Origin of the sequence: Neobacillus sp. SAB-20_R2A, from assembly GCF_049568635.1 — a bacterium.
Classification (GTDB): domain Bacteria; phylum Bacillota; class Bacilli; order Bacillales; family Cytobacillaceae; genus Neobacillus; species Neobacillus citreus.
Window position 1 is genome coordinate 1924689 of record NZ_CP145895.1, and the last position, 24506, is coordinate 1949194.

At 41.0% G+C, this 24506-nt stretch carries 22 protein-coding genes; 18 read left to right on the forward strand and 4 right to left on the reverse strand.

From position 1 onward, the window contains the following. Positions 1–6: 6 nt before the first annotated feature. The 11 genes from V5M37_RS09595 (at position 7) to V5M37_RS09645 (ending at position 12308) form a co-directional block, all read left to right on the forward strand. On the forward strand, positions 7–1263 hold the full coding sequence (locus V5M37_RS09595) for a competence/damage-inducible protein A (protein WP_423801719.1): 1257 nt from the start codon (positions 7–9) through the stop codon (positions 1261–1263). A gap of 453 nt (positions 1264–1716) precedes the next feature. Beyond that, positions 1717–2757: a recombinase RecA gene (gene recA, locus V5M37_RS09600; RefSeq protein ID WP_213140736.1), complete on the forward strand. Its 1041-nt coding sequence runs from the start codon at positions 1717–1719 to the stop codon at positions 2755–2757. A 327-nt stretch (positions 2758–3084) separates the two neighbouring features. Then, positions 3085–4644 carry a ribonuclease Y gene (rny, locus tag V5M37_RS09605; RefSeq protein WP_423801720.1) on the forward strand — a complete coding sequence of 520 codons (1560 nt, stop codon included), beginning with the start codon at positions 3085–3087 and terminating at the stop codon, positions 4642–4644. An 89-nt stretch (positions 4645–4733) separates the two neighbouring features. Continuing rightward, on the forward strand, positions 4734–5531 hold the full coding sequence (locus V5M37_RS09610; protein ID WP_423801721.1) for a TIGR00282 family metallophosphoesterase: 798 nt from the start codon (positions 4734–4736) through the stop codon (positions 5529–5531). 160 nt (positions 5532–5691) lie between these two features. Next, entirely contained in the window at positions 5692–5952 is a 261-nt protein-coding gene (spoVS, locus tag V5M37_RS09615; RefSeq protein WP_038541258.1) for a stage V sporulation protein SpoVS, read from the forward strand. A gap of 480 nt (positions 5953–6432) precedes the next feature. After that, a complete protein-coding gene (locus tag V5M37_RS09620) occupies positions 6433–8169 on the forward strand; it encodes a 2-oxoacid:acceptor oxidoreductase subunit alpha (RefSeq protein ID WP_423801722.1) in 1737 nt (578 codons plus the stop codon). Further along, positions 8170–9036: a 2-oxoacid:ferredoxin oxidoreductase subunit beta gene (locus tag V5M37_RS09625; protein WP_213140732.1), complete on the forward strand. Its 867-nt coding sequence runs from the start codon at positions 8170–8172 to the stop codon at positions 9034–9036. 207 nt (positions 9037–9243) lie between these two features. Next, entirely contained in the window at positions 9244–10788 is a 1545-nt protein-coding gene (miaB, locus tag V5M37_RS09630; protein ID WP_423801723.1) for a tRNA (N6-isopentenyl adenosine(37)-C2)-methylthiotransferase MiaB, read from the forward strand. 1 nt (position 10789) lies between these two features. Beyond that, complete coding sequence (locus V5M37_RS09635) at positions 10790–11245, forward strand: RicAFT regulatory complex protein RicA family protein (protein ID WP_213140730.1); 456 nt, start codon at positions 10790–10792, stop codon at positions 11243–11245. Positions 11246–11453: 208 nt separating this feature from the next. Further along, on the forward strand, positions 11454–11999 hold the full coding sequence (locus V5M37_RS09640; RefSeq protein WP_423801724.1) for an outer spore coat protein CotE: 546 nt from the start codon (positions 11454–11456) through the stop codon (positions 11997–11999). Positions 12000–12107: 108 nt separating this feature from the next. Beyond that, positions 12108–12308 carry a hypothetical protein gene (locus V5M37_RS09645; RefSeq protein ID WP_423801725.1) on the forward strand — a complete coding sequence of 67 codons (201 nt, stop codon included), beginning with the start codon at positions 12108–12110 and terminating at the stop codon, positions 12306–12308. A gap of 11 nt (positions 12309–12319) precedes the next feature. Here V5M37_RS09645 and V5M37_RS09650 read toward each other — a convergent pair whose 3' ends face one another. Then, the gene (locus V5M37_RS09650) at positions 12320–12877 is read right to left on the reverse strand and encodes a GNAT family N-acetyltransferase (RefSeq protein WP_423801726.1); all 558 of its coding nucleotides are present in this window, start codon (positions 12875–12877) and stop codon (positions 12320–12322) included. A gap of 174 nt (positions 12878–13051) precedes the next feature. Here V5M37_RS09650 and V5M37_RS09655 point away from each other — a divergent pair, with 174 nt between their 5' ends. The 5 genes from V5M37_RS09655 to V5M37_RS09675 all read left to right on the forward strand — a co-directional run bounded on the left by V5M37_RS09655 (position 13052) and on the right by V5M37_RS09675 (position 16766). Continuing rightward, on the forward strand, positions 13052–13795 hold the full coding sequence (locus V5M37_RS09655; protein WP_423801727.1) for a prolipoprotein diacylglyceryl transferase: 744 nt from the start codon (positions 13052–13054) through the stop codon (positions 13793–13795). Then, a complete protein-coding gene (locus V5M37_RS09660) occupies positions 13788–15203 on the forward strand; it encodes a radical SAM protein (RefSeq protein WP_423801728.1) in 1416 nt (471 codons plus the stop codon). Before V5M37_RS09655 ends, V5M37_RS09660 begins: the two co-directional genes overlap by 8 nt. A 30-nt stretch (positions 15204–15233) precedes the next feature. Next, positions 15234–15527: a hypothetical protein gene (locus V5M37_RS09665; RefSeq protein WP_423801729.1), complete on the forward strand. Its 294-nt coding sequence runs from the start codon at positions 15234–15236 to the stop codon at positions 15525–15527. Between the two features lie 107 nt (positions 15528–15634). Continuing rightward, positions 15635–16102, forward strand: coding sequence for a flavin reductase family protein (locus tag V5M37_RS09670; protein ID WP_423801730.1), 468 nt, complete (start codon positions 15635–15637; stop codon positions 16100–16102). A 133-nt stretch (positions 16103–16235) separates the two neighbouring features. Further along, positions 16236–16766, forward strand: a complete 531-nt coding sequence (locus tag V5M37_RS09675) for an HXXEE domain-containing protein (protein WP_423801731.1) — start codon at positions 16236–16238, stop codon at positions 16764–16766. Positions 16767–17002: 236 nt separating this feature from the next. On the opposite strand, the gene adhE is transcribed toward V5M37_RS09675, so the two are convergent. Continuing rightward, positions 17003–19603: a bifunctional acetaldehyde-CoA/alcohol dehydrogenase gene (adhE, locus tag V5M37_RS09680; protein ID WP_423801732.1), complete on the reverse strand. Its 2601-nt coding sequence runs from the start codon at positions 19601–19603 to the stop codon at positions 17003–17005. Between the two features lie 264 nt (positions 19604–19867). Here adhE and V5M37_RS09685 point away from each other — a divergent pair, with 264 nt between their 5' ends. Next, the gene (locus tag V5M37_RS09685; protein WP_423801733.1) at positions 19868–20680 is read left to right on the forward strand and encodes an ABC transporter ATP-binding protein; all 813 of its coding nucleotides are present in this window, start codon (positions 19868–19870) and stop codon (positions 20678–20680) included. Positions 20681–20887: 207 nt separating this feature from the next. Continuing rightward, positions 20888–21748 carry a hypothetical protein gene (locus tag V5M37_RS09690; RefSeq protein WP_423801734.1) on the forward strand — a complete coding sequence of 287 codons (861 nt, stop codon included), beginning with the start codon at positions 20888–20890 and terminating at the stop codon, positions 21746–21748. Positions 21749–21867: 119 nt separating this feature from the next. On the opposite strand, the gene V5M37_RS09695 is transcribed toward V5M37_RS09690, so the two are convergent. Continuing rightward, positions 21868–22737, reverse strand: a complete 870-nt coding sequence (locus tag V5M37_RS09695) for a metallophosphoesterase family protein (RefSeq protein WP_423801735.1) — start codon at positions 22735–22737, stop codon at positions 21868–21870. Between the two features lie 119 nt (positions 22738–22856). After that, positions 22857–24290: a 4-hydroxyphenylacetate 3-monooxygenase, oxygenase component gene (gene hpaB / locus V5M37_RS09700; RefSeq protein ID WP_423801736.1), complete on the reverse strand. Its 1434-nt coding sequence runs from the start codon at positions 24288–24290 to the stop codon at positions 22857–22859. Positions 24291–24506 lie beyond the last annotated feature (216 nt).

A 24506-nucleotide genomic window follows, 5' to 3' on the forward strand; every position in this document is an offset into this window, starting at 1 on the left:
ATAGATGTGAATGCTGAGATTATTGCAGTTGGCTCAGAGCTTTTACTCGGGCAGATTGTGAATACGAATGCACGGTTTCTATCTCAGCAATTAGCTGAGCTGGGAGTGGATGTATATTTTCATACGGTGGTTGGCGACAATCCTGAGAGGCTTAAGGCAGCGATTGACATTGCCGAGAAGCGTTCGGAAATCATTATTTTTACCGGCGGACTGGGACCGACCAAGGATGATTTAACGAAGGAAACAATTGCCCGCCATATTGGTACAGACCTTGTGCATGATGAAACAGCATTAGAATCGATTGAGGATTATTTTAAACGAACTAACCGAGTAATGACGGAAAATAACAGGAAACAGGCATTGGTTTTGAAGGGATCTGAAGTTTTGCCGAATGACTTTGGCATGGCTCCGGGTATGGTGATGAAAACGGGCGGTCATATTTATATGCTCCTGCCAGGACCGCCAAAGGAAATGGAGCCGATGTTTTCCCGCTATGGCAGACAGGCCCTTGCTTCGGCAACTGGCTCGACGGAACAAATTGTCTCCCGGGTACTGCGCTTTTTTGGGATTGGCGAAGCCGCCCTTGAAACGGAAATTATTGATTTGATTGATGCTCAAAGCAACCCGACGATTGCGCCGCTTGCCGGTGATGGGGAAGTGACGTTGCGTCTGACCGCTAAGCACGTGGATACTGCGGCTGCAGAGGCTATGCTGGATGAAGTGGAGTCGAAGATTCGGGGGCGTGTCGGGCAGTTTATTTATGGGTATGGCAGCTCCTCATTGTTAGAGGAACTGACGAAGACATTAAAGGCTGGGCAATTAACCATTACGGCAGCTGAGAGTTTAACAGGCGGGCTATTCCAGCAGGAGATTACCTCGATTTCCGGAGCAAGCTCTGTATTCAAAGGCGGCGTTGTATGTTATGCCAATGAAATTAAGCGGGATGTTGTCGGGGTTAGGCAGGAAACGCTTGATCAGCATGGGGCTGTAAGTGAAGAGTGTGCTCGTGAACTAGCGGAAAATGCGGCTCGGATGTTTGGAACTGATATCGGAATTAGTTTTACCGGCGTGGCCGGACCGGATGAACTGGAAGGGAAACCGGTAGGGACCGTTTATATTGGAATCGCTGCTGCTGGTAAGCCGACGGTCGTTGAAAAATTAACTCTTGCAGGTGGAAGGGCCGCCAACAGGGTGAGGGCTGTTAAATTTGGATGTTATTTTTTATTAAAGTTATTAAAAGCTGAACCACAAGATACCGTTTAGGTGTTTTGTGGTTTTTTTTGTTTTTGAAGGTATGGGAAGAGCGGGAATATCATGGGGGCAATAGATGGGAAGGAAGAGTATCACTAGTGGTAAAAATAGAGCGGTTATTTTACCCTTTGGACGTGAAGGAGAAGGGCAACGGAAAAAATAGAAAGGTAATATTACCTAGTTAAGTTGGTTGAAAGCATGCATTGGTAAAAAATAGTGATTTCTAGTATTTTTTAGTTTTCTGACAACAAGAGAATTCCCTTTTTTTATTCAGAAACTCTCAAGAAAAATACAATTCCATGAGTTTTTTTGTAATTTTCCCTGCTTTAATTACTCAGAAAAAGGCAGAATAAATGTTCGTGTTTTTTCTCGACAAAAACTCAAAAAGAGGTTATATTAATAATAGGTTTCGTTTAATAGATTCCAGCAATAATATTATTTTATATATAAAAGGAGGAACTATTTGTGAGTGACCGAAAGGCCGCCTTAGAAATGGCGCTAAAACAAATAGAGAAACAATTCGGTAAAGGTTCCATCATGAAAATGGGAGAGCAGCAGGAAACAAGAATTTCCACAGTACCAAGCGGCTCCCTAGCACTGGACGTAGCACTTGGTGTTGGCGGATATCCTAGGGGACGAATAATTGAAATATATGGACCGGAAAGCTCCGGTAAAACCACAGTAGCCCTGCATGCAATCGCAGAAGTGCAGGCAAAAGGCGGACAAGCGGCGTTTATTGACGCTGAGCATGCCTTGGACCCTACTTATGCCCAAAAACTAGGCGTAAACATTGATGAACTATTATTATCCCAGCCAGATACTGGTGAACAAGCACTTGAAATCGCTGAAGCTCTGGTACGAAGCGGTGCAGTTGATATCATCGTAATCGACTCAGTAGCTGCTCTAGTTCCAAAAGCTGAAATCGAAGGTGAAATGGGAGACGCCCACGTAGGCTTACAAGCTCGTTTGATGTCCCAAGCACTTCGTAAACTATCAGGTGCAATCAATAAATCTAAAACAATCGCTGTCTTCATAAACCAAATTCGTGAAAAGGTGGGTGTCATGTTCGGGAACCCCGAGACGACACCTGGCGGACGCGCGCTGAAGTTCTACTCGACAATCCGTCTTGAAGTCCGCCGTGCTGAAACCCTTAAGCAAGGCACTGAAATGGTCGGTAACAAAACAAAAATTAAGGTTGTTAAGAACAAAGTTGCACCTCCATTCCGTACAGCTGAAGTCGATATTATGTATGGAGAAGGCATCTCAAAAGAAGGCGAAATCGTCGATATGGGATCGGAACTAGAAATTGTTCAAAAAAGTGGTTCCTGGTATTCCTATAGCGATCAAAGAATCGGACAGGGCCGGGAAAATGCAAAATTGTTCCTAAAGGAAAACCCTGATATCCGCCTTGATATCCAAACAAAAATCCGTGAACACTACGGGTTGGATGGTGAAAAAACTGTCACCGAAGTGGATGACGATGATCAAATTGAGTTACTAGATTAATTTTAAAGAGCAAAGCCTTTTCTCTAAGGTTTTGCTCTTTTTGAAACGGTATGTATTTTTATTCAGTAATATACATGAAAAATACTTCTGTAAAAACTGCCCATGCCCAGTCTCGTCATACTAAATTCGAAATATTTCAAAATGCCAATTGGACTAAACCTTGACAATGATTGGCACCACATTTACAATTAACATGTATATTTTACATTTTTGGAAATATTACATTGCGAAAAAGCCGTAGTGCTTGCTGTATGTTGAGTCTAAACAATGTACATGCCGACACTTAAAAAATGTAAGAAAAGTTCATAGCAAGAGGAGGTGTAACGATTGGATTTAATTACTATCATCTCCATTTTGCTTGGCCTTATCGTCGGTGCCGTTGTTGGCTATTTTATTCGTAAATCCATTGCTGAAGCAAAAATAGCAGGAGCTAGAAATGCTGCAGAGCAAATCTTAGAAGATGCAAAACGCGATGCAGAATCCTTAAAGAAGGAAGCCCTGTTAGAGGCAAAGGATGAAATTCACAAGCTTCGTACCGAAGCAGAACGTGAGGTTCGTGAACGAAGAAATGAACTGCAAAAACAAGAAAACCGTTTACTGCAAAGAGAAGAGAATTTAGACAGGAAGGATGAAACGTTAAACAAGCGTGAAATTCTTCTAGAAAAGAAGGATGATTCTCTAAATCAAAGACAACAGCATATTGAAGAGATGGAAAGCAAAGTGGACGAGTTGGTACGTACACAACAATTAGAACTCGAACGAATTTCGGGCTTAACTCGTGAGGAAGCGAAGTCGATCATTATAGATCGGACTGAGAATGAACTCGCTTATGAAACCGCGATGATGATTAAGGAAAGCGAAAATCGTGCAAAAGAGGAAGCTGACAAGAAAGCGAAAGAAATACTTTCCTTGGCTATCCAGCGTTGCGCAGCTGACCATGTAGCGGAAACAACTGTCTCAGTCGTAAACCTTCCAAACGACGAAATGAAGGGCCGTATCATTGGACGTGAAGGACGAAACATCCGTACCCTTGAAACGTTAACAGGTATTGATTTAATCATTGATGATACTCCTGAAGCTGTCATTCTATCAGGCTTTGATCCTATTCGTCGGGAAACCGCTCGCTTGGCGCTTGAAAAGCTTGTTCAAGACGGCCGCATCCATCCAGCCCGGATTGAGGAAATGGTGGAAAAATCACGCCGTGAAGTGGATGAATATATCCGTGAGGTTGGCGAACAGACCACCTTTGAAGTCGGTGTTCATGGACTCCATCCAGATCTGATCAAAATCCTTGGCCGCCTGAAGTTCCGTACAAGCTACGGTCAAAACGTGTTAAAACACTCAATGGAAGTAGCACAGCTTTCGGGATTATTAGCCGCAGAGCTTGGACAGGATGAAACACTGGCAAGACGGGCCGGACTTCTCCACGATATCGGGAAAGCAATTGACCATGAAGTGGAAGGAAGCCATGTCGAAATTGGTGTTGAGCTTGCGACCAAATACAAGGAACATCCAGTAGTCATCAACAGTATTGCTTCACACCACGGTGATACCGCACCAACATCGATTATTGCGGTCCTTGTTGCAGCAGCTGATGCCTTGTCAGCAGCAAGACCAGGTGCACGAAGTGAAACTCTCGAAAACTACATCCGCCGCCTTGAAAAGCTTGAGGAGATTTCCGAATCCTATGAGGGTGTTGAGAAATCCTTCGCTATCCAAGCAGGCCGTGAGGTTCGGATTATGGTCAGACCGGAAGCAATTGATGATTTGGCTGCACACCGTCTGGCACGGGATATCCGGAAGCGAATTGAGGAAGAGCTTGACTATCCAGGTCATATTAAAGTAACAGTTATCCGTGAAACTCGGGCTGTTGAATACGCGAAATAAAGCGGTGCTTTTGCATCGCTTTATTTTTTTGCATAAAAAAATATGCTAAACTTCTAATTAACACATTTTATTTACGAAAGGGCAAAAACATGAACATACTTTTTATCGGCGATGTCGTCGGTTCTCCAGGCAGGGATATGGTAAAAGAATATCTGCCAAGATTAAAAGAAAAATATCGTCCGCAAATAACGATTATTAATGGTGAAAATGCCGCAGGCGGTAAAGGAATTACGGAAAAAATTTACCGGCAATTTTTAGAGCAGGGTGCACAGGCTGTAACATTAGGCAATCATGCCTGGGATAATCGCGAAATATTTGAATTTATCGATCAAGCCAAATATTTAGTCCGCCCGGCCAATTTTCCAAAGGACACGCCTGGTAAAGGAATTATTTTTCTAAAAATAAACAGCTTTGAAGTGGCAGTCATCAATTTACAGGGAAGGACATTTATGAATCCAATTGATTGCCCGTTTCAAAAGGCCGATGAGCTCGTTGCATTGGCGCGGACACGAACACCATTCATTTTCGTTGACTTCCACGCTGAAGTGACGAGCGAAAAGCAGGCAATGGGCTGGTATTTGGACGGAAGGGTATCGGCTGTTGTAGGGACCCACACACATGTCCAAACAGCCGATAACCGCATCCTTCCAGGGGGAACAGCCTATTTAACTGATGTGGGCATGACGGGCCCGTATGACGGCATTCTTGGCGTGGAAAGGGAAGCGGTCTTGAAACGATTTCTTACAAGTTTGCCGGTACGATTTGAAGTCCCAACAGGAGGAAGAAATCAATTAAGCGCAGTGCATATGGTTCTGGATCAAAAAACAGGCCTTGCCAAAAAAATTGAACCAATCTTAATCAATGATGACCATCCTTGGTATTCATAGGAGCAAACACTCTCGTTTGCTCTTTTTATATGCCTTATTTTTGTCCAAGCTGGAATATGTTATTTGATTCGTGAATATAGTAGCAGTGGAATGTTTTATACCTGATTGATTCATGAAACTGCTCATGCGGGATCGGGATTATTACAAGGGGGAGCTAGGAATGGAAATATTAAAAGTTTCAGCAAAATCTAATCCTAATTCTGTAGCTGGTGCACTTGCCGGAGTTCTGCGTGAAAGAGGTGCAGCAGAAATACAGGCAATAGGTGCGGGTGCATTAAATCAAGCCGTTAAGGCAGTAGCCATTGCAAGAGGATTTGTAGCGCCTAGCGGAGTTGACTTGATTTGTGTCCCTGCGTTTACCGATATTTTAATCGATGGGGAAGAACGCACAGCTATAAAGTTAATTGTAGAACCGCGGTAGAAAAAAGCCGTGGGTATAAAAAATTCAAAGTTTTATGTGCCTGGTTGTTTTATACAAGCAGGTATTTTTGTGTTCTCGTTGTGAATGCATTGTTTGCTTACCATAATTAAAGAATACTATTCTGATATATGATAGAATATTTCGAAAATGGAATACTGGGACATAACCGTAAAGGCAGAAGAATTGGCAAAACTGTTTAAAAATACTGTAATTGCCCATTTATTCTTGATATTTTTAGTAGGTAAATCAAGTAATTTAAAATAATAAAAAAATATTCATATTTTAGACATTATTTCGAGCCAAAGGGTTGCATTTTTTACTTTATAGGTCTAGAATTGTAAGCGTTTAGTATATCTCCGTGACTCTAGTTTTTGGGCTTTAAAGCATTAAAAATCACAATTTCTAGTGGTTTACTCGGAAATGTGCTATAATCTACATGTTTATTTAATTATCTTTTACATATCCAAAGGGGTGTAAGTCATGATTAAGCAACTTTCATGGAAAGTTGGCGGGCAACAAGGTGAAGGTATTGAGAGTACCGGTGAAATCTTTGCAATCGCACTGAATCGCTTAGGTTATTACCTGTATGGTTATCGTCACTTTTCATCACGTATTAAGGGCGGCCATACGAATAATAAAATCAGAGTAAGCACGACAGAAGTTCGTTCTATTTCCGATGATCTTGATATCCTAGTCGCTTTTGACCAAGAAACAATTGATTTAAACTACAAAGAACTTCACAGCAAAGGACTAATCCTTGCTGATGCTAAATTTGGTCCAACTAAGCCTGAAGATACAGAAGCTTCTTTATTTGTAGTTCCATTTACGGAAATTGCAACAGAGCTTGGTACTTCATTAATGAAGAACATGGTTGCAATCGGCGCTACCGCGGCCGTTTTAGATTTGGATATCCAAGTATTTGAGGTAGTTGTACGTGAAATTTTTGGCAAAAAGGGCGACCAGGTAGTTGCAAAGAATATGGAAGCCATTAAAGCTGGCTTTGACAATATGAAAGATAAGCTTGGACAAGGCGTCGAGCCAATGCATCTTGAAAAAGCTGACGGCAAACAGCGCATGTTTATGATTGGTAACGATGCGATTGCCCTTGGTGCTATTGCAGGCGGATGTCGTTTTATGGCTGCTTACCCTATTACACCTGCTTCCGAGATTATGGAATACTTAATTAAGAAGCTTCCTGCACTTGGCGGAACAGTTATTCAAACTGAAGACGAAATTGCTGCAGCTACAATGGCTATTGGTGCTAACTATGCTGGAGTTCGTACTATTACTGCCTCTGCAGGCCCTGGTTTATCATTGAAAATGGAAGCAATCGGTCTTGCGGGTATGACTGAAGTTCCGTTAGTTATCGTTGATACACAGCGTGGTGGTCCTTCAACAGGATTACCAACAAAACAAGAACAATCAGACCTTATGGCTATGATTTACGGAACACATGGAGAGATTCCAAAAATAGTTATGGCTCCAAGTACAGTAGAAGAAGCTTTCTATGATACAGCAGAAGCTTTCAACCTTGCTGAAGAATATCAAGTTCCGGTAATTATCTTATCTGACTTGCAATTATCCCTGGGTAAACAAACTGTTGAACCATTAAACGTTGAGAAAGTTGAAATTCGTCGTGGTAAGCTGTTATCTGGCGATCTTCCAGAGATCGATGCAAAAGCATATTTCAAACGTTATGAAGTAACAGAAGATGGTGTTTCACCTCGTGTTATCCCTGGTATGAAAAACGGTATTCACCACGTAACAGGTGTTGAGCATGCTGAAACTGGTAAACCATCTGAATCAGCTGCAAACCGTCTAGCCCAGATGGATAAGCGTATGCGTAAATTAGATAATATTCGCTTTAATACACCTGTGTATAAAAATGCGAAGCATGAAGAAGCTGACGTTTTATTCGTTGGTTTTAACTCGACTCGCGGTGTTATTGAAGAAGCAATGGGACGTCTTGAAAATGATGGCTTAAAAGTGAACCATGCTCATATTCGCTTAATCCATCCGTTCCCGACTAATGAGGTTCTTCCGCTTATTCAATCAGCGAAGAAGGTTGTCGTGTTAGAAAATAATGCGACTGGTCAATTGGCTAATATTATCAAAATGAACGTTGGACATGCAGACAAGATTGTTAAGCATGTGAAATATGATGGTAATCCATTCTTACCTCACGAAGTTTATACAAAAGCAAAGGAGTTGTTCTAAATGGCCACTTTTAAAGACTTTAGAAATGATGTAAAACCGAACTGGTGCCCTGGCTGTGGCGACTTCTCTGTACAAGCGGCAATTCAACGTGCTGCTGCAAACGTTGGTTTAGAACCTGAAAATTTAGCAGTTATTTCCGGTATCGGCTGTTCTGGTCGTATTTCTGGTTATATCAATTCATACGGATTCCACGGAATCCATGGCCGTTCACTGCCAATTGCACAAGGCGTTAAGATGGCTAACCGCGATTTAACAGTTATCGCTTCCGGCGGTGACGGTGACGGCTTTGCGATTGGTATGGGTCATACGATTCATGCAATCCGTCGTAACATTGACGTTACTTATATCGTTATGGACAACCAAATTTACGGTTTAACAAAAGGTCAAACTTCTCCGCGCTCAGCTGCTGGCTTTAAAACAAAGTCAACACCAGCAGGTTCCATCGAACAAGCGATTTCCCCAATGGAAATGGCACTGACTGTGGGCGCAACTTTTGTTGCTCAAAGCTTCTCAACAGATTTGAAAGATTTAACTGCGTTAATCGAAGCTGGTATTAATCACAAGGGCTTCTCTTTAATCAACGTATTCAGCCCATGTGTAACTTATAATAAAGTAAACACTTATGACTGGTTCAAAGAAAATCTTACTAAGCTTAGCGATATCGAGGGTTATGATCCACATAACCGCGAAGCAGCGATGCAAACATTAATGAAGCATAAAGGTTTAGTAACTGGTCTTATTTATCAAAATACGGAGCAAAAATCTTACCAAGAATTAGTTCATGGGTACAAAGAAACTCCATTAACTCAAGCAGACCTTGAGCTTGATCAAAATTATTTTGATAAATTAGTTGCTGAATTCATGTAATGGTGAAGAAAATCCCGAGGCACTCCCTCGGGATTTTTTTTATAGAGTGTGATTGTCGAAAGCAGCTTAGATTTTCTATTGTTTTCAGGTTCGTAAACCTTTATACTATTATAATGTGCAGATTAACCGTTAATTCTATGCACAGTAAAAAATTAGCATTCTTTATAATAATAGAAGTAATTTTTTAAAGAAAGGGGATTAACCCACATGAACGAAAAGCAACGATTAGAAGGTCAGCAAGTAAACGCTGCTAATTCTTCGGACAAAAAATCCGCCAAGGATTACAGCAAATACTTCGAACAAGTAATTACTGGGCCTTCCTTAAAAGATGCCAAAAAGCGTGGTAAAGAAGAAGTAAAGTACCAAAATGATTTTGCTATTCCAGAAGAATTTCGCGGAATGGGTAAAGGCCGTAAGTTTTATATTCGCACTTACGGTTGCCAGATGAACGAACACGATACAGAAGTAATGTCAGGAATCTTTTTAGCTTTAGGTTATGAGCCGACTGACCGTACTGAGGATGCCAATGTTATTCTATTGAATACTTGTGCGATTCGCGAAAATGCGGAGAATAAAGTATTCGGTGAGCTTGGCCACCTGAAAGCATTAAAAATGGAAAAGCCGGACCTGCTTCTTGGCGTCTGCGGCTGTATGTCGCAGGAAGAGTCAGTCGTTAATAAAATTTTAAAAACATATCAGCAAGTTGATATGATTTTTGGTACTCATAATATTCACAGACTGCCTAATATCCTTCATGAAGCATACATGTCTAAGGAAATGGTAGTAGAAGTATGGTCCAAGGAAGGCGACGTAATTGAAAACCTTCCAAAGGAACGCCGCGGCAATATCAAGGCATGGGTAAATATTATGTACGGCTGTGATAAATTCTGTACGTATTGTATCGTTCCATTTACACGCGGTAAAGAACGCAGCCGTCGTCCTGAAGAAATCATCCAGGAAGTGCGCCAGTTAGCAGCACAGGGCTATAAGGAAATCACTTTACTTGGTCAAAACGTGAATGCTTACGGAAAAGACTTTGAGGATTTGAAATATGGACTTGGAGATCTGATGGATGAAATCCGTAAAATTGATATTCCAAGAGTTCGTTTCACAACAAGCCACCCGCGCGACTTTGATGACCATTTAATTGAAGTCCTAGCAAAGGGGGGCAATTTAATGAATCATATTCACTTGCCAGTACAATCAGGCTCAACGGATGTACTGAAAATTATGGCTCGTAAGTACACAAGAGAACAATATTTAGAGCTAGTTAGAAAAATCAAAACCGCCATTCCGGATGTCGCATTGTCAACGGATATTATTGTCGGCTATCCAAACGAGACCGACGAACAATTCGAAGAAACAATGTCACTTTACCGTGAAGTAGGTTTTGAAATTGCCTATACATTTATTTACTCTCCACGTGAAGGCACTCCAGCGGCCAAGATGGAGGATAACGTCCCAATGAAAGTAAAAAAAGAACGTTTACAGCGTTTAAACAACCTTGTAAATGAGCTTTCTGCTGAGGCTATGAAAAAATATCAGGGCCAAATTGTCGAGGTACTAGTGGATGGGGAAAGTAAAAACAATCCGGATGTCCTTGCCGGCTATACAAGCAAGAACAAATTAGTCAATTTTGTTGGTCCTAAGTCAGCGATTGGCAAAATTGTAAAAGTAAGAATTAATGAAGCAAAAACATGGTCATTAAACGGAGAAATGGTGGAAGAACTAGAACCAGCAGAGGTGAACTAAAGTGACGAAGTATACAAAAGACGATATCGTCGCTCGTGCAAAAGAATTGGCTCGCATGATTGCAGATACTCAGGAAGTGGATTTCTTTAAACGGGCAGAAGCGCAAATTCATGATAATCAAAAGGTAAAAACATTAATTGCTGATATTAAGGGATTGCAAAAGCAAGCTGTAAACCTGCAGCATTATGGCAAACCGGAAGCATTGAAAAAGGTGGAAGAAAAAATCGCTTCAATCGAACAAGAGCTGGATGACATTCCAGTTGTTCAAGATTTCAAGGAATCGCAAATTGAAGTAAATGAATTGCTTCAGTTAATTGCGACAACCATTTCAAATACTGTCACAGATGAAATCATTATTTCAACAGGCGGCGATGTGCTGCTTGGGGAAACCGGCGCCAGCATGAAAAATGGCGGCGGAGCCTGTGAAGGACACGATGATTGCGATCACGAGCATTAAAAATGTAAGCCAGACTTTCTGAAGTCTGGCTTATTTTTTCCTATGGATTCCTCCGCAAAAGACTACCCCCTTAAGGCACACACCTAGACATCCCGCATAAGATGAATCATGACTAAACTTTTATCCAGTATTCGCAGATTTTGATATCACACTAGTATAGACATTCGCATAGGATGAAATGAAACTGAATGAGGAGGGTTCGCGCAAAATGGGAGAATATAGAGAGATATTTGCGAAGGCCGTAGTAGCGAAGGGACGGAAGTTTACAAAGTCCAATCATACGATTAGCCCGGCACACAATCCATCCAGCGTTCTCGGCTGTTGGGTTATCAACCATAAATATAACGCGAAAAAAGTTGGTAAAACGGTTGAGATACACGGACATTATGACATCAATACTTGGTACTCCTTTAACGATAACACAAGAACAGAAGTTGTTACAGAACGGGTCCAATACACAGATGTCATTAAGTTAAAATACCGTGACCATGACTGCATGGACGACAGCGAAATTGTAGCAAAAGTACTGCAGCAGCCAAACACTTGTGAAGCCGTCATTTCCCCAAATGGCAACAAAATCATCGTTCATGTCGAAAGGGAGTTCTTGGTTGAAGTCATTGGCGAAACCAAGGTTTGTGTCCGCGTAAATCCTGAAGGATGCAGAGATAATGATGATGAATGGGGCATGGATGTTGACGACGAGGAATTCGAAGAATTAAGTCCGGATTTCTTAGTAGGTGGCGAAGAAGAATAACTTTAACTAGGAGGTTTTTGCTTCCTAGTTTTTCTTTTTTCGAGAAATGTTTGAATGCATGTTTACCAGTTAAAATCAGCATGCTAATTTCTAGGAGGTGGTAATCACTTGGAACCAAAACAACCGGGAAATGGAAATATGACTGATTTTGATAAGTTAAATGACCGAATCATTGCGGAAAGTCCAACCGGACCCATGTTAGTAATTAAAACAAATTTGGACCCAAAGAACGTTACCGAAAATAATCCTTATTATCATAATGAAAAGGCTAACGATCCGAAGGAGTTTAAAGACTACTTTGAAGAATGAAAAGAGCCAGGTTACTTATTTACCTGGCTCTTTTCCCATTCTGGCTTTAGTATCGATAATACATATGTATCATGAATATGATTGTTCTGATGCATATAGCCCCGTAGAATGCCCTCTTTCGTAAAGCCCATTTTTTGAAGCAGGTTGACCGAGGCTTCGTTTTCCGGATAGACGATGGCCCCGATCCGATAAAGATTCATTTGCGTAAAACTAAACTGTAATACTTCTCTATTGGCTTCAGTCGCATACCCTTTTCTCCAATAGGCAGGATGCAGTTCATAGCCAATTTCGGCCCGTTTGTTTTTCAGTTGCAGGTTATTAAGACCGATGGTCCCAATAATCTTTTGATTCTCCTTCAGCTTAATTCCCCAGCGGATTCCCCGTTTATCTTGATAATTCTTTTGAAACAAATCAATTAATTTCATGGCCTCGGCTGGCAGGGTAAATCGTTCGGTTCCATAGAACCTCGTTACTTCATCTTGCGAAAATATTTCAAACAAACTGTCGACATGGCGATGGGTGAGTTTGATTAATTGTAATCTTTTGGTTTCAAGGATTGGAAAGTTCACAGATTCACCTCGGATAAAACTTGTTCATCTATCAGTTTATATCGAGGATCGAAAAAAAGAAAGAAATACAATAACGTTTAGAAAATTTTTAAAAATATGATAATTTTTTCCTATGATTCTGATAAGATAAAGAAGAAAACATGGAGTATTCTTTGAAAGGAGGATAACGTTTTAGTGAACTTCCCTTTCTATATTTTTGGTATTCACCCCCATCTATTATTAGAATCATTAGCCTATTTTATCGGCTTCCGCGTTTATTTATATACACGAAATAAAGATAGAATCCCAATGGATAAAGCCCTTTGGGTCATTGTTGGGGCAATCTTAGGCGCTGCTTTCGGCTCCAAATTTCTCTATTGGCTTGAAGATCCAAAGAAAACGTTGGAAAATTGGCATAATCTTATTTATTTAATGGAAGGAAAAACAATCGTCGGCGGATTACTAGGCGGGCTGATTGGTGTTGAAACAGCCAAAAAATGCATTGGCTGGACGCGCTCGACCGGTGATGACTTTGTTTTGCCATTGGCCGTTGGAATGATGATTGGACGAATTGGCTGTTTTTTAACAGGCCTGGATGACCACACATATGGGACCGCCACGACCTGGATCACCGGGGTGGACTTTGGGGACGGAATAAAGCGGCACCCCACACAGCTTTATGAAATAGCTTTTTTGGGTGCTCTTGCCTTCGCACTTTTTCAGCTAAAGAGAAATAGTATCGGCTGGGAAGGCTTGCTATTTCAGCTGTACATGCTTGGTTATTTAACGTTTCGGTTAATGATTGATTTTATTAAACCAACCCCGCACCCATATTGGCTTTTAAACAATATTCAAGTGGCAAGCTTGCTGGGGATCTTGTATTACATATGGCTCATTAATAAAAAACAAACAGAGAAGAGGAGAGAAATCCATGCCTAACCGGCCGTATTTATTTTATGAATTAACAAACAGCATTTGCTCAACCTGTCTTCGTAAAGTGGAAGCCAAGGTCATCATTGAAAATGAAAAGGTTTATTTGGTTAAGCATTGTATGCAGCACGGCAGGGAAAAGGTTTTGATTTCAACAGACGTCGATTATTATAAGTGGTGCCGTGAATTTATTAAGTCCTCGGAAATGCCATATCGCTGGAATACTCCAATTAAATACGGCTGCCCTTATGATTGTGGCCTATGTCCGGACCATGAACAGCATAGCTGTTTGACATTATTGGAGATTACCGAGCGATGCAACCTGAAATGCCCGATCTGCTATGCGGATTCCTCGCCGCATAAAGGGACCTTCCGCAGCATAGAAAAAATAGAATTTATGCTAGATAGCATTATTAAAAATGAGCGTGAGCCTGATATTGTCCAAATCAGCGGTGGCGAACCAACGATTCATCCGCAGTTCTTTGACATCCTGGACATGGCAAAATCACGGCCGATCCGGCATATAATGGTGAATACAAATGGGCTCCGAATTGCCAATGACAAGGAATTCGTCAAGCGCTTAGCCTCGTATTCTCCTGGCTTTGAAATCTATCTTCAATTTGACAGCTTTGAAAAAGGAGCATTGGAGGAATTAAGGGGAGTAGATTTACGAGAGATTCGTCAAAAGGCGATTGACCATTTAAATGAATTTAATATATCTACTACACTTGTTGTCACCTTGAAAAAGGGATTAAACGACCATGAAGTAGGAAAAATTATTCAATACGGTCTGCAGCAGAAGTGTGTCCGCGGGGTGACCTTTCAGCCTATTCAAGCAGCAGGTAGATTGGAGGAATATGACCCTTCTGTTAACCGCTTAACGCCGAGTGAAGTGCGACAAATGATTATTGACCAATCGAACGTTTTTGGATCAAAGGATATAATCCCCGTCCCATGCCATCCTGATTGCCTGGCAATGGGCTATGCCTTAAAGCTTAATGGGGATGTGACGCCGCTAACAGGATTAATCGATCCTAATATTTTGCTGGAAGGCGAGCGCAACACCATCGTTTTTGAACAGGACGATAATATTAAAAATATGATATTTAAATTGTTCTCCTTGAACCATTCTCCGGATTCCTCGGCCTTGTCCTTGAAGGACTTGTTATGCTGCCTGCCAAAGGTGGCAATGCCGGGAGAAATCGGCTATGACAACGTCTTCCGGGTGATTATTATGCAGTTCTTAGATGCACATAACTTTGATGTCCGCTCCGTAAAAAAATCCTGTGTCCATATCGCCCATCCGGATGGCCGGATTATTCCGTTTGATACGTACAATTTATTTTATCGGGATGAAAAGGAACAAGAATTGAAGAAAATCCAACAGGAACTGGAAGAACGAACATTCATAAAATAGTAGTTTTGATCATTTAAGGGGGGAATAGGCATGAATCAAAATCAAGGGAACAATTCAAAGGATGGGAGTTTAAAAGACCTATGGATTGGGATTGGCATCACCATCGGTATTTATCTTCTAGGGTTATTGGTTTTGTTAGTTTTCTCCCCGATGTTTTTTGCTTATCTATGTATAGCCGCCATTGCCTTGATTGTGATTCCAATCATTTGTTTTACAAAGGGAAGGAAGCGGATGGGCCAGGGGGCATTGATTGGTCTCGGGATTAATATTCTATTATTTACAGCTTGTTTTGGGATCCTGATTTCCGGGATGGGTGGTTTATAGAATGGTAAAAGCAGGTGCTTTTTATAAGGTACCTGCTTTTACCATTCATTTATATTGGTTTTGCAACATAGTTATAAATTAATGTGGAAAGCTGGGAGGGACTGCTAATGGATGATCGTTTATTTCGAAATGCAATGGGGAAGTTTGCAACAGGGGTAACAGTGGTGGCAACAGAGGTGGATGGCAAGGCTCACGGGATGACGGCAAATGCGTTTATGTCTGTTTCGCTCAACCCAAAACTTGTTGTCGTATCAATTGCGGAAAAAGCATCTATGCTTGAAAAAATAAAAAAGTCCAATACATTCTCGGTCAATATCCTGTCGGCTGAACAGCAGGAGTTGTCGATGATTTTCGCGGGGCAGCTGAAGGAGCATCGGGAAGTGGTATTTGACCGGCTTGGCGGGGTGCCTGTTATCGCCGGGGCACTGGCGCAGGTTGCATGTGAAGTAACAGCTGCACATGTGGAAGGGGACCATACACTATTTATAGGCAGGGTAATTGAAATTTCCATTGAAGAATCCAACGCCGAACCGCTTATTTATTTTAGCGGGAAATACAGGTCTCTAGCAGAATAGGATATAAAAAAATGGATTAAGCCAGCCTAAATCAAAACTGTTTGATTAGGCGGCTTTTTTTCTTTGGATAATTTACCCAATTTGATATCATGGTTTTAGCATAATAATTTATTATTGTGAGAGGAGGAGGAAGATGACATTAACCATTCTGATCTGGGCGGTGGCAAGTGCTTTTATCGTGCACGACTTTGAAGAAATTATTGTTATGGAAGGCTGGCTAAAGCGGAATGAGAAGGATATCCTAAAGGTCCTTCCGCAAAGGTTCCACAACTACTTCATCCGGGTGTTTCCAAGGCATACAGCCGGTTTTGCTTTGGCTGTATTAATTGAGTATATTGGTATTTTGATAGTGGTTATTGTTGCGATGAGCGGGGAAGCAAAGGATTGGACTTTGATAGGAATTCTTTCGGTCGTTTCCATTTTGTTTATCCATTCCTTTACCCACATTGGCCAGGCTATCATTCTTAGAAGATATACTCCTGGTGTAGTCACTGCCGTTCTTATATTGATCCCGTTTTGTCTATATTTCTACCAATTTGCCTTAGAGATTGAGGCCATTGATTGGCCAATGATATGGATCAGCATCCCAGTTGGCGTCATCTTAGTGGTTTTCTTTAATCAAGTAGGGCTAATATTGGGGAAGAGACTGGAAAGATATTATTAAATCTATGAGAAATTTAAATTTTTTATTAAAAATAGGTAAATTCCCAATTCTCGGATTCGGCTTCCGAAATATATCTGCGGATTTTTAAGGGATATCTGCGAATTTTGAAATATATCTGCGAATTTCCAATTATATCTGCGAATTCCTGAATTTATCTGCGAATCGTTATTATTGGATAAACCCATACAAAAAAAGTGCCTCAAATCCCCGATTGAGGCACCTCCCGTATATTAAAACTATACCCCTTTATAAGCTTGACGCAGGATTTCCATCAGTTCTCTAGTTAATGGACGCTTCGGATTGACGTTTGTATCAGGATCATGAAAGGCATGTAAGGCCATCTCGGCAATCTTACTTTCGTATACAGGCTGGCTCACACCGCATTCCTCGACGCTTAAAGGCATATCGAGCTCTCTTGCCAAACTAATTACCGCTTCAACCAAGCTTTCAATACCTTCTTCTGTTGTCCGTGCCGGAAGCCCCAGCATTTTTGCCAGCTCAGCATAACGTTTATCAGCCTTATAATACTCATAACCGGCAAATGGCGTAAATTTCGTCGGCTTCACCGCGTTAAAGCGAATAACAAGCGGCAAGAAAATCGCGTTTGCGCGGCCGTGAGCAATATTGAACTCGGCGCCAACCGCATGGGCAAGGCTGTGATTAATTCCTAAATAGGCGTTATTAAATGCAAGGCCCGCAATCGTGGAAGCGTAATGCATTTTCTCGCGTGCCAGCTCATCAGAACCGTTACGGTATGCCCTTGGCAAATACTCAAATACTAGCTGAATGGCCTTAATAATCTGTCCATCTGTAAAATCATTGGCAACGACTGAAACAAAAGCTTCAAGAGCATGTGTTAAGACATCCATTCCGGTGTCTGCCGTGATTTCCTTCGGAACAGTCATCGAGAACTGTGGATCGATGATCGCCACATCTGGTAAAAGTTCAGGGTCGGAAAGCGGGTATTTAATATTCGCTTTTTTATCGGTGATGACAGCAAAGGAGGTAACCTCCGAACCTGTTCCGGAAGTAGTCGGAATCGCGATAAACTTAGCCTTCTCCCGAAGCTTCGGATAAGTCACAACTCGTTTTCTCGGATTAAGAGTCTTAAGTTTCAAAGTGTTAAAGTTTGCCTGAGAATCCTCGTAAAATAACCACATCGCTTTTGCTGCATCAAGGACAGAACCGCCTCCTAAGGCAATGATCATATTCGGTTTAGCGTGTCTCATCAATTCAGCACCCGCCATGACCGTTTCGATGCTAGGGTCAGGCTCCACCTCAGAAAACACCTCATAGTGGACAAAATCAGGTCGTTTCGTTAGAAAATGGAGCACTTTATCGACATAACCGTTTTTCACCGAACTTGGGCTTGTGACAATAAATGCCCTTTTAATATCCGGGATGATTTCCAATGCCTGAACAGAATTCTTACGATAATAAATTTGTGGCGGTGTCCTTAAGATTTGGGCGTTATTATTGCGTTTGGCGACCTTTTTAATATTAAGTAAATGCATGGCCCCGACATTCACTGAAACCGAGTTTCCTCCATATGTGCCCGTGCCAAGGGTTAGTGTCGGCAGTAAATCGTTATAAACGTTTCCAGTTGCCCCTTGGGCGGATGGAGTATTGATTAGGATCCGTCCTGCTCTCATTCTCATCGCGTACTGTTCAACAATCTGGTCATTAGCCGTATGAATGGAAGCGGTGTGGCCGAGTCCACCGTATTCTAATATGGCTTCTGCCAGGTTAAAGGCTTCCTCCGTACTATTTGCCTTATAGCAGACAAGGACAGGGCTTAGTTTTTCGCAGGAAAGCGGATATTTCGGTCCGACTCCTTCCAACTCGACTACTAAAACCTTGGTATCAAATGGAACTTCGATTCCGACCATTTGGGCAATTTTAAAGGCTGGAAGGCCGACAATCATCGGATTGAGGAAGCCGGTTTCTTCTTTTATCGCTAATTTTTCTAACTGTTTCCTTTCCTCCTCATTTAAAAAGTAACAGTTATTGGCAATCATTTCCGTAATGACTTCAGTATAGATTTCTTTATCGATGATTAATGCTTGCTCAGAGGCACAAATCATTCCATTATCATAGGTTTTTGACATAATCAGGTCTTGGACAGAGCTCTTGATATTGGCAGTTTTTTCGAAATAACAAGGTACGTTGCCTGGTCCGACACCAATTGCCGGTTTGCCGGAACTATATGCGGCTTTCACCATGCTAGAACCTCCCGTCGCAAGAATTAGCGATACTTTTGGATGCTTCATTAACATATTGATACCATCTAGAGTGGTAGTTTCCATCCATTGAATACAATTTTCAGGAGCGCCTGCACGGACAGCGGCTTCTCTCAGAAGTTCAGCTGTGAACCTTCCCGAATTCTGTGAAACGGGGTGAAAGGAAAAAATAATCGGATTTCTTGTTTTCATAGAAATAAGAGATTTATAAATGACAGTGGATGTGGGATTTGTCACAGGCACCAGCGCGGCGATGACCCCGACAGGTTCGGCAATTTCATAGCTGCCCTCATGCTCGTTTTCACTGATAATGCCGACCGTTTTCAGATTTCGAAGGGTGTGATAAATCATCTCTGTTGCAAACATATTTTTCGTGATTTTATCTTCGTAAAGGCCTCGATTCGTTTCCTCAACAGCCATTCTGGCAAATTTATCGTGGTTCTCGAGTGCAACAAGTGCCAACTGCTTGACAATTTCATCGACCATTTCCTGCGTAAAGCTGCGAAACTCCGTAGCTGCCTGAGCTGCATTAGCTGCTAATCGGTCAACACCCGAGACTGTTTGCTTTTGCTGTAACATTTTTTCTTCCACTGCCATTGATTGTTCCTCCCTAAAATCATTATTGTGAAATGTTGAACAATAGGAAATTAATATTTTCCTTACGTTCAAAATATAGCAATCGTAAACCAAGAAATTTGTAGAATTATGCGGCGAAAGTTGGGGAAACACTTATAAATAGAATAGTTTCAAAGAATGTTCATAATTGCTATTTTTGAAGTGGAAAACTCTCAATATTTTTATTTTTGGAAAATTTTGATACTATATAATGTATAAAGTCAATCATAAGAGGGGAGTAAATTAATGATTCTGCAACTAGAGGATGTTTCGCTCAAACGGAGCGACAAATGGATTTTAAAAAATGTTAATTGGCAAATAGAAAAAGGGGAGCATTGGGTTTTATTCGGTTTAAACGGTTCTGGTAAAACGGCCATCCTAAATCTGCTGAACGCCTATAATTTCCCGACAAAGGGAAAAATTAATGTTTTAGGAATGGAGTTTGGGAAAACCTATCTTGCTGAAAAGCTGCGCAAGCAAATTGGCTTTGTTTCTTCCTCACTTCAGGAAAAATTTCACCCGGGCGATAATGCCTTTGAAGTGGTACTAAGCGGAGAATTCGCTTCCATTGGTCTCTATGAAGCTCCCACAGACGAAATACGAAGAAAAGCCATTTCCTTACTTGAGGAGCTTGGCTGCATCGATTATGCTAACAGAAATTATGAAACTTTATCGCAAGGGGAGAAACAGCGGGTGTTAATTGCCCGCGCGTTAATGGCTGACCCGTCTTTGCTGATTCTCGATGAGCCAACGAACGGTCTGGACTTTATTGCCCGTGAAAAACTATTGGAATCAATCGAGACAATTGCCAAAAACCCAGGTGCACCAGCGATTATTTACGTAACGCATCATGTTGAGGAGATTCTACCTTTATTCAATAAAACGTTATTGCTGAAGGAAGGGCAAGTTTTTGCATCTGGGTGGACAAGCGAGATGTTATCAAGTGAACGTCTCACCAACTTTTTTAATCTTGATGTTCAAGTTACATGGGAGAATCAAAGGCCAATGTTATCAAAATTACAAGCCTATCCCCCAAAAATCGGTTTACCACAAACATGAAAAGATGACCTTATTAGTAAATCTAATAAGGTTTTTTATTTTTAAATTTGGAGAAAATCGGCTTTGGGTTTGCTAATTTAATAAAGCATAACTTAGTATGTTCAATCATTTTATGTCTCATTTTTCGATTAAAGTCTCAAGAATCCCACACCTTGGACAACCATTTTCATATTTTAAAATAAGGAAATAAGGGAGGGGATTTCAAAAATGAAAAAATCAAATAAATCGGACAAAAATGATTCTAGAAAAAGTGTTGATTCTAGAAATTATGATTGTGTAAGCCATGATAGTAAAGAAATCGAATCAGAAGATTATGAGTGTAGAGATAATGATTTTAGGAAATCTTATGCTAGCCGTTGGGATTTTCAACAATCTGATGAAATTTGTCAATTGGAGGAATCCACTGAAGAGTGGTATGAATCCAATGAATCCGATGCTGATAGTGATGAGTATGATGATTCTAACAGTCCTCAGGGTGAGTCAGAAGAGGACAATCCTGAAATAGAAGAAATGATGAGGCAGACGCAAGATCGTTTGTTTCGTATTCCTGTGTTTTTAAGTAGACCCAATACTTTAAATGCTGCCCAAGAAGCGTTTATGAGACGGTTAATCTTTGAAATAAGAAAGGAACTGCTGTTTCCAAGGACATTGCCAAGAAATGAACAATATCCGGAAACTGTTTTGGAAAATATCAGGCGTGTGATTAACTCGAGTTACGGCTTAATTGCGACAGATTTAAAACAATTGGAAGTCGATGTTTTGGGAACCAATACGGGCAGGTTCCCTACTCCGATTCGGGAATGGCTAGGATCGGAATTCTTACAAATAGAGCCAAGCATGGCGTATCAGCGAGGGCTGCCGCTTCTCCTTATAAGAGAAACGGGAGTTCAACAAACAGGATTATGGAGCCCCGGGATTGCACCTTTTTTAATCTTTTTGGAATGGAATCCTGCTAGACCATTGGATGAGTTTTTCAATAGCAACCAGTGGAAAGAGGTATTAAAGAACTGGGCATGTGAGGTAAGAAGCGGCTATTATAAACAAACTGATCCAAAATTTAGATACTAATTAACGAATATGCTATGAGGATCCTTTATAACAAAAAGTAAGAAGGTCATTACGTTTGATGACCTTCTTTTTTACCTTTTAATAATAGTCATGGGGGATTTCCCACTCCTGTGTTGTTTTTACAAGCAAGCCCGTCTTGGAGTGCCGAAGTCCTTCCAAAGAATAGGACCTGAAATATGATGTTGGTTTACAAAAAACTCAACAAAATTAAAATCATTTAAAATAAGTTTGTGCTCAAAATCCAGCTCTGCACCGGCACCACCTGTTAACACAAAATCTGTACCTCTACCAAGAGTAAATGTTCCGTCATTGTTTTTTCTAATAAACTGTTCATCATATCCATGCAAATGACTAACAAGAACTTTCTTCACACAGTACTTTTGAATTAAATCGAAAAACCTTTGACCGTCAGGCGAATCCACCGGAAATCCACCTGTCCAGTCACCGATGTTTGGTTGTGCATGCATAGCCAAAGTGGTATTACGTGGACTTTTTCTCAATCGCCTTTCGAGATAATTTAATTCTGCATCGGTAAATCCGTATGTTGCATTTACTGGACTGTGAACATTATTCAATGCAATACAACGAAAATCCACTTGAGGAATATCAATTACCCAATGCACCTCTCCGATAGTGGATTGGAAATTTTTTAGGTTACTTTCTAGTAAAAAAAGCTCATCATGATTGCCCACACAAACAAACATTGGAATATGTGGAGCAATTCTTTCAACTACATCGACAAAGTGCTGTAAGTAAGCAATTTCACCTGTGAAAACTGTATCTCCCCCGTGAATAATAAACAATGGGTCTAGTTCAACAGCCTTTTTTAGAACATTCTCAAATTCGCCGCTCATTGTAAAACAATTATCCTCTGGTCCCCTACCTCTACTATCGCCCATAAAAATAAAATTAATGGTTTCTCTGGAATTTAATCCTTGGATTCTTCGTTGCAGTAATATTTCAGAACGTTCATGAAGAGTTAGCTTCATAGATTAGTTCCCTCCCAATAATAAAATCATAAAGACCGAACTTATTTTATTTATATGAGGGAAACTAAAGATGGATTGGACATGTTTTGTGTGAGGCTGCTGATATAAACGCAAATAGTTTAATTTAAAAAGTCGGTTATTCGCTTGCAATATTCCTCTTTTGGATAGGTATGATACAAGCCGCTCGACAAGCGGACAGGGTCGCCGAAGAAGTACCGTTCATACTGGGTTTGCCTTGTGCCAAATGAGCTCATCGTCAGGTCCCAGGCTAATCGAAAAAGCTTGACACGGTCCTCAGCATTTTTTCTAGAGCCTTGCAGATAGGATTCCAAATCCTGTTTTATAGGGGAATTAAAGTCCTTTTCAGTCGGCAAGGTAACCATTCCACTCGCGCCAATTAATTGAATGATTTCGCTGAATCTAGGATAAATTTTTGGAAAGACATTGCTAGCGACTTTAAGAGGAATGAGGCTTGGTCTCATATAACCCCACTCATCCAATTCCGCCTCTTCCTCAGATTTGAGCAGCAGCGCCCTCATCGTTTCAAGTCCGATGATGATTTCTGAAAGTTTTTCTTGAATATGCTGATATCCGCAAACATTGATTGTATCCGAAAGGGACTCGGCAAGTCCCAATAGAAATTCTGTTTTCACAACCTGTCTAGTGATGGCCTGGTGGTAGGCGTGATGGTAGAATGAGCTTTTCTCCATGAATTCATTTGCTGCATCGACATTTTCGTAAAAAAAGACTCTTTCCCACGGAACCACCACGTTATCAAAGACTAAAATCGTATCCATTTCTTCGTAACGCGAGCTGAGCGGATAATCAAAGACTGACTCACCGCTTACAAACGACTCTCTGCAAAGAAATTTAAGTCCATTCGTATCAGAAGGGATGGAAAATGCATAGGCATCCGCGTCATTTGTCACTCCGCCGGCTGAATAAACTAGAACTTCATCCGTTAAACCGCCTTGGGTCGCTAACAGGCGAGCCCCCTTGATAATAATTCCCTTTTCGTTTTTCCCGACAATTTTGGCGGCAATTGGTTCTTTCGATTTTTCAAAGTTGATTTGCGACCGGTTAACCTGGGGAGTTATAAAGGTGTGGGTAAACGAGAGATCTTGATTCCTTGCCCTTTCATATAGGGAAATAATATTCTCCGGAAAGCAATTCTCACTCCCTTTTAAAAATAAGGCGGAGGAGGCAAAGGCCATAACGACTGAATTCATATAATCCGGACTTCTACCCATCAGCCCGTTGGTATGCCTGGCCCAAATTTCGATCATGATCCGCCTTCTTTTTAAATCCTCTTTCGTCCGTGGCTGTAAATAAGATAGCCCAATCCGCTCTTCTGTCTTATCGGATAAAAAGGTTAGCTTTTCTTTCAGGGGCGAATCAAACTGCAAATCATATAAAGATGCTTTGCTTTGAAGAAGACCTCTAAATGCAGGATGTTCAGAAATTTTCCCTTCCAACCGTTCTCCATCCAGCCAAATTTCCTTGTTTAAACAATCCATACGTTCGATAAATTCTTTTCCGTTAATTGCTCCCATTTGACCACTCCCTAAAATATGGAGCATTAAAAAGTTTTGTAATTTATTTTATTGGGAAAGTGGTTGTCCTGCATGGGTTATCCAAACAATTGGACGAATTTGGGTATCGATGGAAATTAAAGTGGGCGATTATCCAAAAACAGGAAGAAAGTGGTGTGTAAAAAGATTGTAATAAGGACTTTAGTAGAATGTCTACAGTCCCTTTAAAATAATATA

What these genes read in the sequence shown, in the direction of transcription:
- V5M37_RS09610 (WP_423801721.1), top strand. Translation starts at nt 4,734, where the DNA reads ATGAACATACTTTTTATCGGCGATGTCGTCGGTTCTCCAGGCAGGGAT.
- V5M37_RS09695 (WP_423801735.1), bottom strand. Translation starts at nt 22,737, where the DNA reads ATGAAGCTAACTCTTCATGAACGTTCTGAAATATTACTGCAACGAAGA.
- V5M37_RS09620 (WP_423801722.1), top strand. Translation starts at nt 6,433, where the DNA reads ATGATTAAGCAACTTTCATGGAAAGTTGGCGGGCAACAAGGTGAAGGT.
- V5M37_RS09640 (WP_423801724.1), top strand. Translation starts at nt 11,454, where the DNA reads ATGGGAGAATATAGAGAGATATTTGCGAAGGCCGTAGTAGCGAAGGGA.
- hpaB (WP_423801736.1), bottom strand. Translation starts at nt 24,290, where the DNA reads ATGGGAGCAATTAACGGAAAAGAATTTATCGAACGTATGGATTGTTTA.
- V5M37_RS09685 (WP_423801733.1), top strand. Translation starts at nt 19,868, where the DNA reads ATGATTCTGCAACTAGAGGATGTTTCGCTCAAACGGAGCGACAAATGG.
- spoVS (WP_038541258.1), top strand. Translation starts at nt 5,692, where the DNA reads ATGGAAATATTAAAAGTTTCAGCAAAATCTAATCCTAATTCTGTAGCT.
- V5M37_RS09690 (WP_423801734.1), top strand. Translation starts at nt 20,888, where the DNA reads ATGAAAAAATCAAATAAATCGGACAAAAATGATTCTAGAAAAAGTGTT.
- V5M37_RS09670 (WP_423801730.1), top strand. Translation starts at nt 15,635, where the DNA reads ATGGATGATCGTTTATTTCGAAATGCAATGGGGAAGTTTGCAACAGGG.
- V5M37_RS09660 (WP_423801728.1), top strand. Translation starts at nt 13,788, where the DNA reads ATGCCTAACCGGCCGTATTTATTTTATGAATTAACAAACAGCATTTGC.
- adhE (WP_423801732.1), bottom strand. Translation starts at nt 19,603, where the DNA reads ATGGCAGTGGAAGAAAAAATGTTACAGCAAAAGCAAACAGTCTCGGGT.
- V5M37_RS09675 (WP_423801731.1), top strand. Translation starts at nt 16,236, where the DNA reads ATGACATTAACCATTCTGATCTGGGCGGTGGCAAGTGCTTTTATCGTG.
- V5M37_RS09625 (WP_213140732.1), top strand. Translation starts at nt 8,170, where the DNA reads ATGGCCACTTTTAAAGACTTTAGAAATGATGTAAAACCGAACTGGTGC.
- miaB (WP_423801723.1), top strand. Translation starts at nt 9,244, where the DNA reads ATGAACGAAAAGCAACGATTAGAAGGTCAGCAAGTAAACGCTGCTAAT.
- V5M37_RS09665 (WP_423801729.1), top strand. Translation starts at nt 15,234, where the DNA reads ATGAATCAAAATCAAGGGAACAATTCAAAGGATGGGAGTTTAAAAGAC.